Origin of the sequence: Shewanella putrefaciens, from assembly GCF_016406305.1 — a bacterium.
Taxonomy (GTDB): Bacteria; Pseudomonadota; Gammaproteobacteria; order Enterobacterales; family Shewanellaceae; genus Shewanella; species Shewanella putrefaciens_C.
In genome coordinates, this window is record NZ_CP066369.1 from 3,780,774 (window position 1) to 3,793,783 (window position 13,010).

A 13,010-nucleotide genomic window follows, 5' to 3' on the forward strand; every position below is an offset into this window, starting at 1 on the left:
GCAGCCCTCCTTGGTCGGGTGTGGGGTGAAGACCCACGACTTTCTCGGCCGTAAGGCCGCAAATCAAAAGAAAGATGGGACGAGCGTCTGACGCGATAGCATAAGAGCGCTTAATGCCCAAGGGGCTTTCAACTCCGCTAGGGGCGGCAAGGACTCTTGTTAACAAAGAAGCAAGAGGGAATTGCTGTTGATCCCCTCTTGGTCGGGTGTGGGTTGAAGACCCACGACTTTAATCTACCTCGGCCGTAAGGCCGCAAAACTGACTAACCACTAACTCGCAACACAAAGATTTTGCTGAATCTTCCAGCGGCGTTGCATCACAGGGATCGAGAATCCATAGCAAAGCACCACGATCACTGGTTGAATTTGAAAGCTAAGCTCAGGCCAGAGCAGAAAAGCTACCACACAGGCTAAGGTGCGCACTATCGCATGCACTATGGCCACCTTTTGTGCCGCTATCACGCCATGAACTAACCACATCAAGCCTGTCTGCACAGCAAGGGCAAAGGGAAGTGCTAAATAGTTTTCCATAAAGAATGGGATGCTGATGGCAAAGGTTAAAAAGCTCATTCCCACACCCGCCAGAAACACAGTCTCAAACCAATTACGCTCAGCACTTTTCTTAAACGAGATATTCTCGCCCGTCAGCCGCGAAACACCCATAGCAAGGTAGATAATAGAACCAGTACCGATAAATGTTGCCATCACTAGTTGCGATGCTGGCAATATAAAACTCAATCCAAACAGTAAGCTCCAAACGATCATCCCTGATAGGGGCATAGCCAAGGCACGTTGTTGACGGTATTCGATAAGCTGTTGGTCCAATGATTTGTGTTGCATGATTAAGCCTCCTTGTTGGTATGGCTTAAGTATCAGCGCAAACCGCGTACCATGGCAGTGCAACTTGTCAGCAGTTATCGGTGACAAATGTCATCTCTATTCCTATGCCAAAATCCTAGCAAGGGACTCATCACAATACCGAATTACCTGACCGAATCGGAAATGGCAAAACAACATCAACGACTGAGGTAAGCTTCCCACCGCAGCCCAGTTAGGGTCATCATTGGCTTAAATCAACGGATAAACTAGGCTCGCCATCATCAATGCAGAATGACAAGCTTGAAAATAACGACGACAAGACATACCTAAGGCGTAACTTTGCGGGCCTTCCCCTAAAAAAACGTGGCATAACAGTATGCAACTCACGCCATTGCCATTAGCCCATGGCGTGCATAAAGCGCATTATGTTACTGTTTCGCGATAAGTGGCTCGATTTTTTACCGAATTTTAGATGAAGGGTTTAATGGATTATGGAAAAAATATTTGAAAGATTAATGTACGCATCACGCTGGATTATGGCGCCAATTTATTTGGGATTAAGCTTAGTTTTGTTAGGCTTAGGCATTAAATTCTTCCAAGAGATCTTCCATATTCTGCCCATCATTTTTGAGATGCGCGAAGTGGACTTAGTGCTAGTCACGCTATCACTTATCGATATCACTTTGGTCGGCGGTCTTATCGTGATGGTGATGTTTTCAGGCTATGAGAATTTTGTCTCACAGTTGGATGTGGGAGAGGACAGTGAAAAACTCAGTTGGCTTGGCAAGCTGGATTCGGGTTCCCTTAAAAACAAGGTGGCTGCTTCTATTGTGGCGATTTCGTCTATCCATCTGCTGAAGATATTTATGAATGTGGACAATATCGCCAATGACAAAATCATGTGGTATTTGTTAATCCACATCACCTTTGTTTTGTCAGCCTTTGCCATGGGATATCTGGACAAAATTACCCGCAAATAAACACCTTTATAAACGTGCCAAAGTAGATGCTCTGTTTGAGCATTATCCCTTGGCAGAGTAGCTAAAGGACTAGGCCATAAATACCTAAATTCAAGCCACTGATATCAGTGGCTTTTTATTTTATAACCCACATAGCGCCCTCGCACTTTGGTATTAAATGCATCTAAGCACTGTAACATTATGTTTAAATTGAAATTGTTAATTGCGATAATATTGAGCAACCCCGAGATACCTAGCTCAAGCTGCAAAACGCGGCTATTTTTCTAGCGAATAAGGGATTACGCCATCTAAAAGGATTATTCAAAGTCGTCAAAAATCTTTATAATTGCCAACATTTTGACGATATGGTCACCAAAGCGACAATTTATATTAATTCGCTGAAATCACAAGGTTGTAAAGTGAAAACAAAGTTATTGGTCCTCATGCTTGTCGGCCATTTAGGCTATGCCCACGCCAAGGAAGATTTAGCCACGGCATTAGACACCACGCCCTCCCCAAAGAGTCATAGTATCGATTTTATCGACAAAAACCTTAAACTGACGTTAGCCTGCACCGAGGGAAATACTCAGCCAATTTTAAACGTGACTATGGCAGAATCCTTTGCATTTAGTGGCGATCCCAGTGTGTTGATTATTAGTAGCGACAAACAAAATAGGGTTAAGTTACGGGGCACGGCCACACTGATGAATTTCACCAGTGGAGATAAGACGGACCCAGATTTATGGGAAAATTTAAGTAAGCTCCAATCCCCCGCGTTACACCTCGAAGTCATCTCATTCCGTTCGAGTAAATACACCAGCTCAGACTTAGCCGCGGCAGGTTTTACCGCTGCAGTGGCAAAATTAAAACAAGATTGTATTCAATAATTGGCCCTATGCTGATGTTCGAGTCGAAGGCGGGGACACTCCCGCCATCTTCTCACAACCCCATAGATTGAACTTTGCCAAACCTTAACTCGGCATCAACATCTTTTGTTATCAACTACTTATAACCTAAAGCCACTCAGTGACTTTTTCATATCACTGGCCATTTCCCGTAGTTGATGGCTGGCAGTCGATAGTTCTGAAGATTTTGCATTCGTGTTTTCCACCGCCTGCGCAATATTCTCCATATTCTGATTAATAGTACCCGACACAACAGCCAACTGTTCAGTGGCGCTGGCCAGTTGATCATTGACATCGGTAATGCTCGACACTGCACTGTTAATCCGGGTTAGCGCCTCGCTGGCACGCTGTGAACATACAATGGTTTGTTCCGTTTCGGTTCGGCTTTGTTCCATAGATTGCACTGCGTTAGCTGAGTCTTGCTGAATACCTTGAATACGCCTATTAATATCCTGAGTCGATGCCTGAGAGCGGCTGGCAAGGGTACGCACTTCATCTGCCACAACGGCAAATCCACGTCCCATTTCTCCGGCCCGCGCCGCTTCTATCGCAGCATTTAATGCCAACAGATTGGTTTGCTCCGCAATCGCACCGATAACATCCGTGACTGCCCCTATTTCATCGCCACGTTTAGATAACTGCCCTATCACATCAGAGACTTGCTCCAGTTTCACTTTAAGCGCATCAATTGCCGTAATCGTTTGGCCGACGGACGTCACGCCATTTTGGGCCTCAGTATCGGCATCCCTGGTCGCTTTGGCGGCCATAGTCGCGTTGCGGGCCATATCCTCGCATGTCGAGGTCATTTCATTGACCGCTGTAGCCACTTGGGCGGTTTGATCCATCACATTTTGTAAAATATGCTGCGTCTGTTGGCTAGTGCCATCAAGCGCCTCAGATTGCGCGACCAGATGCTCAGCCATGGCCGATTGCTGGCCGAGAATACTGCGCAGTTGGCTGATAAGGCCACTTAATACCGCCAACAAGCTGTCGTTGTCGCCCGGTTTCAACGCAAAGTTCACCGAGAAATCACCGCCCGCAACCTGCTGCACCAGTGCTTTTGTGGTCGCCAATTCCCCCCCTAAGGCCTGCAATAACCAGCGGCGGATATACAAGGACACACCGACAGTCAAAGCCATAATCACCAGGACAACCAACCCCACTTGCATAGCGACTTCCCAGAAGGCCGCCTTTACATCATCAATATAAATACCGGAACCGAGCACCCAGCCCCATTTGTCATCTTTTGCCACATAGGACAACTTGGTATAGCGCTCCTCAGTGACACCACCGCCTTTTAATGGTTTAGGCCACTGATATTCAACAAATCCATTGCCATAACGGGCGATAACGTCAACGAAACTGACAAACAAGTTAGCGTTATTCAGCGTCTGTTGCTGGCTGCCATCACGGTTGCGCATTAAGGTGGCGTGATGAAAGTTTGGCCTGTCCAGTACTGTGCCGTCTAAAGTGGATACGGTTGGATGCATGACCATTTTGGGGATAGGCCGACCGGTATCGTTAATCCAAATATATTCAGTACCGTCATAACGAACGGCCTTAATGGTCGCCATGGCCTGCTGCTGCGCCTGCTCCGTGCTTAACGCGCCGCTTTGCTCCAGAGTCTGAAAATGTTTAACGATACTCAGGCTGCTATCAATAATCGCCACAACGCGATCTTCCCTCCCCTTGATCAAACTCTGGTTAAGTGCATTTAGCTCCATGATGCCCAGCACCACAAAACCCAGCAATGCCAGTAACGGAATGCTGAGTAATCGACCACCCACTGTCTGCCAAAATCCAGTCATGGCGTCTCCTTATTTTCCAAATGATTCAAGGTTATAAACCAGTATGGTTGAAATTAGATTTATTTAGCCAGCTTTTAATGTGATAAAAGCATGATCTACATCTCTATGTGAGTCAGTTTGGAGCTATTCACTTTTTAGGTGCAGTCCAAGGCGCAAGTAAGCTTACAAGGTGCACAATAGTCACCCCTGTAGCAAAGGCTAAAGGCAGATGAATGTCAATTCGACTTAGATATCACTTAATAAAAAAGCCACTGATATCAGTGGCTTTTTATAATTTATCTGTATTAATTTAGCTCTTCGCCAGTTCGACCTGATGAACCTTCTCGGTTTGATCCACTATGGTCAACACCGCGGTATCACCGACGACATTACAGGACGTCAGCACCATATCGATGATGCGATCCAACGCTGCCACAATCGCAAAAGCTTCTATGGGTAATCCCATTTGATGGATTAATACCCCTATCATCACCATGCCACCACCGGGAACGCCGCCTGCGCCGACGGAGAGTAAGAAGACACTGAATAGCAAGGAGGGCAATTGCTCAGAGGTGATGGGCATACCAAAGGAGTTGGCGACAAAGAAAATCGCAATAGTGATATAAATTGCCACGCCGCCCATGTTCATAGTGGCACCGAGCGGCACACCAAAACCAGCGACAGCGCGATTCACACCTAACTTGTCGGTTAAGGTACGCATAGTCACAGGAATAGTCGCATTTGAGCTTGCGGTCGAGAGTGAAAACAGCACTTGCTCTTGGGTCTTCTCGCGGAAAGTTTTGGCTGAAATTGGGGTAAAGAACCCCACCGCCATAGGATACACCACAAAAATCCACAGTAGCAGCAGCGCGAGGATCAGCACCATATACTCAACCACGCTCATAAACACGCCGGCCTCTAAGGTCGCGCCGAGTTTAAACATCAAGGCAAATACACCATAGGGCGCAAGACTCATCACCACAGAAATCAGTTTCATCATGATTTTATTGGCGGTTTGAAAACCTTGCACAGCGCCAGCCACATGCTCACCGAGGGACTTGATCACTCCGCCGAGCAACAGGGCCATAAAGATCACTTGCAGCATATTGCCCGACATAAACGCCGCCACAGGGTTACGCGGGACTATGTCGACAACTAATGCCATCAGACTTGGCAGCTCAGTGGCGGTAATGGCGACGCCATCCGTGCTACTCATATCCACGCCTTTACCGGGTTCGAGTAACAGTGCCACTAATAATGCGGTCGCGATTGCGACAAAGGTATTGATGATATAAAAACCGAAGGTCTTGCCACCTAAACGGCCAAAGCTTTTAAGATCCTGTAGCTCACAGACACCGCAAACGATACTCACAAACACCAGTGGCACCACTAACATCATGATCATATTGACGAACATAGTGCCAACGCCACCGGCAAGCTCCACTAAATTGCCCGAGAAAAAACCGATATCGTTTAAGAAGTATTGCACTATTGTGCCGAAAATAAGGCCGACAAACAGACCAATAAAGATCCGCGTCGAAAGTGATTTCATCATGCTTGTGGTTTCCCCAGAAAGGTCATTTATTTGTTATTCATCTTCCATGATGAGCACAATTGCCAATCCATTTTTGGCTCAGGCGGGGGATAGTGAAACATGCTGGCAGTAAATTCAATGAATAAATTTACTTATTTAATTTTAAATTAAGCAAATCACATCACAAAAAAATTATATCATTATGATTTTAAATAAAATAAAAACAGCTGAATAATAAACGTTCAGTTAGCCTTTTTATTTTAAAATAAAAATAGTAACAGTTTTCAAACAAAAAACTCACGTTTAAAGGGTTTTATTGGGATAGCGCTAGATTTAAAAACTGAATAAATACTTTAATTAGAATTTAATACTAACAATATCGCATTTCACAGAGAGATGGGGAAGGATAAAAGTTAACTGTATGCCAGTAGTACTAGTTCAAGCCGATGCTGCAGCAGGTGCTGCTGTTTGATACTAATACGGTGTTGATTTAACCAAACGGCTAATTTTTGCGAATGCTTTAACTCGGCACTTTGCAAATACTTCATCTGTTTGGCTTGCTTGTCGAAATCATCAGTAGAATTAATTTGCGCTATCGCCAATAACTCGGCGGGTGCTGTCAGCGCAAGTTGCGGCACAACACTATGGGTCACGCCGATTAAGGTATGGGCGATTTGCAGTCCTGCGGGATCTAAATCGGTAAAGGCGATAATCGGCAATTTATCAGCCATCGCTTGTAAAAAGTGCCGCACGCCAATCGGGGAATGATGACCGCTACCTCGGTAGATAACCATTACATTAGTTAAATCCTGTGGCAAACGCGCTTGATGGATAACATCAAATACATCCAAATTTTCAACCACTAGGATGGCTGCAATATTGAGTTCATGGCAGTGCTTTTGCGCTTCGTCCAAAGGAATACGCAGTGAGGATAAAGCGGATATTGCAACAGGTGGCGATTGAAAGCCCAGAAACTTGAGTAACACATACTCGGCTTCGGGGCGGATCTTAGCGAGTTTCTCATTATGACTTTTGGCGGACATGGCGATGCGATCGACATTAAAATCTAGATCCCTGAGATCGAGCCCCATTAATGCCAACACGCTTTGCCTTAGCAGCTCAAAATCTTTGGGCGCAAAACACAGATACTTTTCGGATCCGTCTAACTCGCCCACTTCTAACTCGCGGTAAATCGCGCGCCAGTTAGCCGTGAGTTTCACTTTTACAGAACGCTTTTGATAAGCGTTCTGTAAAAGCTGTAGTTGTTGCTGGCCTAGGCGAGCCATAACTCAACATCACGAATAATAAAGTTGCCGCTATAGATGGGATGCGGTTCACCCAATGGCTCAAGCTCAAAATAAGCCTTGTGTTCATCGGGCAGACCTTCGTAGCCGCCAATCACTTGATAAATCCAGCTTTCGGCGTCCCAAGGCAGGGCTTTATCCGCCAGATATTCCAGCGCCGATTGGCGCAGGCCAGACTCAATCACATCGACAAAATACTCATCCACCGCCTGTTTGAGCGGATTATCCGGCACATCGAAGTCTTCACTTTGGGTGATAGAAACGGATACATCATGCTCACGCACCGCCGCAATCACAGGATTGCGGCTGATGGCCTTGATATGGGCGACAATATTCATTAACTCCAGCTCTTGGCTGGCGTTATGCACGTCCACCGATGCGGGGGCGAGCAAGACTTCGGCGCGATTGAATAGACTCGGGATTTCCTTGTGGGACACATGGTCCGCAGGGCGATAATCTGGATGCAAGTCAGTGTAGAGTAACCAGCCTTTGAGCAAACGGGTACGGCCACGGATTTGCCTAAAGCGGCCTAAGAGTTCGAGTAAACGCCCCTGCACTACGCTCAGTTCCTGGGCGCAGTCGCTCATGGTTTCCTGCAGAGTCGTCACTAAGAGTTTGCGCAGCTCTCGGATATCGCCAGCGATTTCGCCTAGTTCACTAAACTGGAACATCTCTAAGCCATTAAGCAATTCAGACACTTGGCTTTGGGCTAATTCGTTTTCGCGGATCTTAGCGTTGATCGTACCAACGTAACCGAACTCGTTATTGATCCGACCCCAGAGCACACGGATCGAATAACGCAGACTGTCGGCGAAACTATAAACATGTTCGCTTAAATCTGATAAATAGGCCTCGGCGGCGCTGTAGTCTGAGCTATGACGCGCCTCTTTATAATGATCGGCCAAGGTTTTAATGGTCGCTAAGGCCGAACCCACATTAGAGTCGATTTGGCGATTGCGCTCATCACTTAAGCCTTCTTCGAGCAAGGCACGCACAGACCGCTTAAGCCGCAGCTCCTGATCTGGCTCTGGCCGCCACAAAATGCCGGCTTGTTTAAGTTTTTCGACCACGCTTGGATCGTGCGCATCCTCGTTTAAGGAACCCGCCAAATAAGCGTCCATAATAATGTCAGCATGGCGACCTAACTGCTTGAGCAGCTTAACCCCCGCCTGATGTAAGTTACTGCTCATCATGGCCTCCTTGGTCGCAGCTTTTACTTAGGTTTAATCGTGCCAACATTAGATTAAATCCCGCTGGGTCGCCGTTTCCGCCTGCGCTTCTAGGCTTAAACCTTCTGTTTCGTCGATAAAACGAATGACTTCATACAGATAATCCAGCTTGCCGGTGGCGATATAGATTTGCTTCTCCGCATTGGGGCGCACTAAATAGCCGAGTTCGACTAAGCGTTTGAAGACTAATTTGATTTGCGCATCACTGTTGGTGCTGGTCGAGCCAAATAGCCGATATTGGCTGAGTTTGGCTAACTGCTCGCGAAACGCCGGCGTGTCTTCGATGCGGCTTTGTAGCTCGGTTAAACGCACGGGCGCACCTTCGCTCAGCGGCGCATCTTGGCCACTGGCCTCTTGCACTAATACCAACCATTCCACCAGCGGGATCAATGCCTGACAGATATCCTTAAACTGCGATGAAATCACTTTACGTTCGGCATCGCCTAACTGTAAGTAACCGCAGAAGAACACATCGCCTTCGGCGGCGGACGCCACGGTACGGTTGATTTGATTGAGGTAAGCCTCGACCCGCTCGCGGGTGCTGTTATTTTTAAGGGCGCGCCAGCCTTCTTCATTAGTAGTGCGGCAAATAAATTCGCCCTTGAGTAACAGCTCAATTAACGCGCCGGTGCCGACTAATACGGTTTGGTTCGATTCGTTCATGCCGCTCATTAGATGGCCTCCTTCGACAAACGTTTGCTAAGCATGTCGGCAATTGCGCTTTTCACGTTAGCCTTAGGTTTTACCAGCCGCAACATCTTGGTTTGTTTTAATTCAAGCATGATTAGATGGCCTCCTTCGACAAACGCTTATTCAACATGTCTGCAATTGGGTTGACTTTAGGTTTTACCACCTGCAACTTCTTGGTTTGTTTGTTGATAATGTAACGGTTGGCGAACAAGTTCAGCACCTCAGATTCTGGGTTCGGGAAGGCGCCCAGCACACAAATGTTGTTGTTTTCGCAGGCATCGAAAATCTTCTTCACGTTGGTATGGTGCAGAGTGCCGAGTTCATCGATAGGCCAGTGAATGGTTACATCGGCGCGGCCACGCAGCAAACGCGTGAATGCCAGCAGGAACTTACACAAAATCAGATATGCCATACCGTGGCTTGAGGATTCATTAAGCTGTCTATCGGTGCGGATAATCAAATCGCTGTTACCTTCTTTAAGGCGCAGCTCGATTTCCAGCAACTTAGAGATGCCCCCCGTTAACGCGGCGCGGCCGATAATGTCTAAGGCTCGGCGCATGCTGTTGGTGTAATCCTCATCGGGTAAGCCATTAAAACCATCGTTTTTCCAATGTTTAAAGGCTTTGACGAACTGTTCAAGCTCAGGCCAGAACTCTAACTCGCTGATGCGCGAGCGAATTCGCACAGCCGATTCAGACACGCCATCGAGGAATAACTCTTCGCCCACTTCGCGGGTAATACGCGCACTTTGGGAGGCGATGCGACGGTCAATATCGGCTAACACATCGTAGAAAGCGGTTAAGTCGACGCCGAAAATTCGTCCCTGCTCACGCAGCGCCATAATCGATTGCGGCACTATTACGTTCAGCAATTGCTCAAGCTGTGGCACTAACTTACGGTAATCCAGCAGACGAATGCCTTTGTCGTTGATAAAGCTCGATTCTTCGCGGGCACGTTCCCAGGTTTCGGCCAGGCCCGAACCTGACTTACTGGCGATCACTGAGTCGAAATGCTCCACATATTGCTTGACCGAGCCCATCAGATAATCGCGTTTTAGCAGCAAGTCTTCACCTTGGCGCAGACGCTCGCCTAGGCTGCCTTGGGCTTCTTCGTTATTGGTTGGTAACTTAAGCTCGGCGAGTTTACGCATCACGGCGCGTAATTTAGTTAAGTTTTCAGAGGCTTCCACCTGCGCGGCATTGGATGCCTTAAGCTCGGTATCCAATTTCTGCCTGCGGGTCTTCACCTCTAAGGTTTTGGCCTTAAGCTGTTGATCGATTTCCGATACGGCGCGTTTCACATCGGCAAGCTGGGTTTGCAGTTTAGGTTTACGTATCAGCCAAGTGTGTTGATACCAGTCATCGAAGCGCAATACGTCGCTGCGACGCTGCTCGGCGCGGCTGATTTTGGTTTCTAACTCACGAATTTGTTGCTTAAGTTTGAGGATATTGTCCTCATCCACGCCGCGGGATTTAAGCTCGTTTTTGTACCAAGTCTCACAGGCTTTCTGCTCGATTTTGGCACTCTCTCGGCGCCCTTCAATGGCCGCTTTAATTTGCCCGAGTTGATTGTCGAGCGCGCCTATCACTTCCTGCCAATAAGCTTGTTTTTCCATGCGCGCTTCTAGCGCTTGGGATTGAAGCTCTTCGAGCCAGAGTTCGTGCTGATGTTTAAGCTGTTTGAGCTCGCCATCCAGCTGAGTCAGTCTCTGTCCCGCATGGGCTTTACGCTCACTCAAGGCTTTATTGATTTTCTCTTGCTCGCTGCGCTTCTCATCGAATAGACGACGCAGATCGTCACGGCTATTTTTGTAGGCGGTGCGGGCAAAAGTGAGTTCACGGCTGAGATTATCCAGCTCGCCGTTAATCGCGATTAATTGTGATTCCGCCTCGGTTTGTAGTTCCTGAGCACTTTGCAATGCTTCTTCGGCTTTGCTTAAGCGAATACGCAGCTCTTGTTCGGAGGCGGCATATTCAGGCACATCGATGGCTTTAAGATCTAAATGCACGCCAAAGAAAGCTTCGCTCGATTCAGTCACTAAGCTTGGATGTAAATCGGTGCGATGCAACAGTTCTGGCGCAATCACTTTCCCTAAATTTTGCTCCCAGCCTTGGGCTTCTTTACGCAAGAATTCCAATAGGGTGTGGGACTCGGGGAACAACATATGATGCAGTTCATCCAGCTCTGCTTGGCGCTCATTCACCCTTAAACTGGCGATACGCAAAGCTTCGTTGGCTTGATCGCGCTTAGATCTGAGTTTGCGCTCATCGCTGGCGAGACGCTCGACCTTGGCATTGCAGCTTTCTTGCTCTTCATCGGCGCGGTGAATACGTTCGTCGAAAATCGCTAGGCTTAACTTTTCTTCTTCGGTGTAAGTCACGCCATCGACACGTAATTTAAGCTCGGCGGCTGTGAGTTTAAATTGGTATTCCTGCTCGCTAAAGCTGGCCTTACCCGCATCCATTTGGTTACGCCATTGCGCTTCTAAGGCATCGATATCGGCGCGCGCGACTTCGCGCTGTTTATCCCGGGCTTCGCGCTGCTTGTCTTGGTCGCTATGTAGGCCTTCTAACTCGCGGTTTAACTGCTCGCCAATTTTACTGCGACGGGCATTGTAGGCCGCCTCGATATCTTGGTGCTTCTCGGTTTGCAGCTTATGGCGTTCGGTGAGGTTTTCAACATCGGTGCGCCAGTTTGGCAGCATCTCAAGGGAGGCTTTAGCCTCTTCGATATTGGCATCTAAAAAGGCGGCGTGCTGACCTTCAATGGCATCGAGTTCATACTCGCACTTAGCCACATCACCCTTAGCGGCGGATAAATCGAGGTTCAGCTCATCACGCTGCTCTTTCCATTCATCGTCGAGCAATCTGAGTTTTAAATTCAGTTCTTTAGCTAAGGTTTGCTCCCTATCTTGGCGATCGGCTTCTAAGGTTTCATCGTTGCGATAACCGCGGGACAAGCTGGCTAAACGCAGCTCGGCGCTGAGTAGTTGGTTAAATTCTTGCTCGAGTTTTTCAAACTCGGGGCGAATAACTTCAAAGCCTTGGATCAATTGGCTCTCACGGATCCACGCTTCGACGCGCTGTGGATTTAAACGTGAGCTGGGCGGATTAACCCCGTCTTCCTCTAAAATGGCAGCGATCATGGATTTGACCGTCTCCATCTTGCCTTCTTTGGAGTGCACCGCTTTAGCCAGCTTTTCGATGTGGCGCAGTGAATGCTCGCCCTCACACAGGGCAAATTGGCGCGCATAGGCCCTAAGTTCGCTGCGGTTGCTGCCCGTGCTTAATAGGGTGCGATCGTTTTGAATAATGGCGCGATATTCACGGGTATTGAGCAAGTTAGTGGTAGCGATGCCGGCACGTTTTAAATCTCGGCCAAGCTCAGCCATGGTATGGCAGAGTACAGTATCGCCATTTTGCGTTTTAATATAATCGCTTAACTCAAAACCTTTGGCGATAAAACGATAGTTAACGCCCTTGCCATCACCTGCCGAAGCCAGCACGGCTTGATACAGTAAGCCATCGGCCTTTTGATATTCGTAAATAATGTAGCTTGAATCGTGTGGCAAGTACCAACGCTCGAAACTGTCGCGGGTTGATGGCACCACGCGGCTTGGGTATTCACCATAAAAAACAGGCACTAGACGTTGTAATGTCGTTTTACCCGAGGCGTTAGTACCACAAATATTGGTATGGCCATTAAGGGCGAGTTCCACAACGCCCGGAAGGTGCGTATCAATCAACACAATACGAATCAAGCTTGGCATTTCATTCCTTATCC

General features: G+C 47.7%; 9 protein-coding genes. 2 read left to right on the forward strand and 7 right to left on the reverse strand.

What is annotated here, in order from left to right; all coding sequences use genetic code 11:
• Window positions 1-270: 270 nt before the first annotated feature.
• Window positions 271-840 (reverse strand): DUF7010 family protein, encoded by a 570-nt coding sequence (locus JFT56_RS16490; RefSeq protein WP_198781083.1) that lies wholly within the window; start codon window positions 838-840, stop codon window positions 271-273.
• Between the two features lie 470 nt (window positions 841-1,310).
• Here JFT56_RS16490 and JFT56_RS16495 point away from each other — a divergent pair, with 470 nt between their 5' ends.
• Window positions 1,311-1,799, forward strand: a complete 489-nt coding sequence (locus JFT56_RS16495; RefSeq protein ID WP_198781084.1) for a TIGR00645 family protein — start codon at window positions 1,311-1,313, stop codon at window positions 1,797-1,799.
• Between the two features lie 398 nt (window positions 1,800-2,197).
• Window positions 2,198-2,665 (forward strand): hypothetical protein, encoded by a 468-nt coding sequence (locus JFT56_RS16500; RefSeq protein WP_198781085.1) that lies wholly within the window; start codon window positions 2,198-2,200, stop codon window positions 2,663-2,665.
• Between the two features lie 119 nt (window positions 2,666-2,784).
• Here the strand turns inward: JFT56_RS16500 and JFT56_RS16505 are convergent, their stop codons facing one another.
• The 6 genes from JFT56_RS16505 to JFT56_RS16530 all read right to left on the reverse strand — a co-directional run bounded on the left by JFT56_RS16505 (window position 2,785) and on the right by JFT56_RS16530 (window position 12,996).
• Window positions 2,785-4,491 carry a methyl-accepting chemotaxis protein gene (locus tag JFT56_RS16505; RefSeq protein WP_198781086.1) on the reverse strand — a complete coding sequence of 569 codons (1,707 nt, stop codon included), beginning with the start codon at window positions 4,489-4,491 and terminating at the stop codon, window positions 2,785-2,787.
• A 289-nt stretch (window positions 4,492-4,780) separates the two neighbouring features.
• Window positions 4,781-6,025, reverse strand: a complete 1,245-nt coding sequence (locus tag JFT56_RS16510; RefSeq protein ID WP_198781087.1) for a dicarboxylate/amino acid:cation symporter — start codon at window positions 6,023-6,025, stop codon at window positions 4,781-4,783.
• A 392-nt stretch (window positions 6,026-6,417) separates the two neighbouring features.
• Window positions 6,418-7,290: a DUF7281 domain-containing protein gene (locus tag JFT56_RS16515; protein WP_198781088.1), complete on the reverse strand. Its 873-nt coding sequence runs from the start codon at window positions 7,288-7,290 to the stop codon at window positions 6,418-6,420.
• A complete protein-coding gene (locus JFT56_RS16520) occupies window positions 7,278-8,498 on the reverse strand; it encodes a phosphoenolpyruvate carboxylase (RefSeq protein WP_198783616.1) in 1,221 nt (406 codons plus the stop codon). The genes JFT56_RS16515 and JFT56_RS16520 overlap by 13 nt, the downstream gene beginning before the upstream one ends.
• 48 nt (window positions 8,499-8,546) lie before the next feature.
• Window positions 8,547-9,200, reverse strand: coding sequence for a hypothetical protein (locus tag JFT56_RS16525; RefSeq protein WP_198783617.1), 654 nt, complete (start codon window positions 9,198-9,200; stop codon window positions 8,547-8,549).
• A 121-nt stretch (window positions 9,201-9,321) separates the two neighbouring features.
• Window positions 9,322-12,996 (reverse strand): ATP-binding protein, encoded by a 3,675-nt coding sequence (locus JFT56_RS16530; protein ID WP_198781089.1) that lies wholly within the window; start codon window positions 12,994-12,996, stop codon window positions 9,322-9,324.
• Between the last annotated feature and the right edge of the window lie 14 nt (window positions 12,997-13,010).

What these genes read in the sequence shown, in the direction of transcription:
- JFT56_RS16515 (WP_198781088.1), bottom strand. Translation starts at nt 7,290, where the DNA reads ATGGCTCGCCTAGGCCAGCAACAACTACAGCTTTTACAGAACGCTTAT.
- JFT56_RS16530 (WP_198781089.1), bottom strand. Translation starts at nt 12,996, where the DNA reads ATGCCAAGCTTGATTCGTATTGTGTTGATTGATACGCACCTTCCGGGC.
- JFT56_RS16490 (WP_198781083.1), bottom strand. Translation starts at nt 840, where the DNA reads ATGCAACACAAATCATTGGACCAACAGCTTATCGAATACCGTCAACAA.
- JFT56_RS16495 (WP_198781084.1), top strand. Translation starts at nt 1,311, where the DNA reads ATGGAAAAAATATTTGAAAGATTAATGTACGCATCACGCTGGATTATG.
- JFT56_RS16525 (WP_198783617.1), bottom strand. Translation starts at nt 9,200, where the DNA reads ATGAACGAATCGAACCAAACCGTATTAGTCGGCACCGGCGCGTTAATT.
- JFT56_RS16520 (WP_198783616.1), bottom strand. Translation starts at nt 8,498, where the DNA reads ATGAGCAGTAACTTACATCAGGCGGGGGTTAAGCTGCTCAAGCAGTTA.
- JFT56_RS16510 (WP_198781087.1), bottom strand. Translation starts at nt 6,025, where the DNA reads ATGATGAAATCACTTTCGACGCGGATCTTTATTGGTCTGTTTGTCGGC.
- JFT56_RS16505 (WP_198781086.1), bottom strand. Translation starts at nt 4,491, where the DNA reads ATGACTGGATTTTGGCAGACAGTGGGTGGTCGATTACTCAGCATTCCG.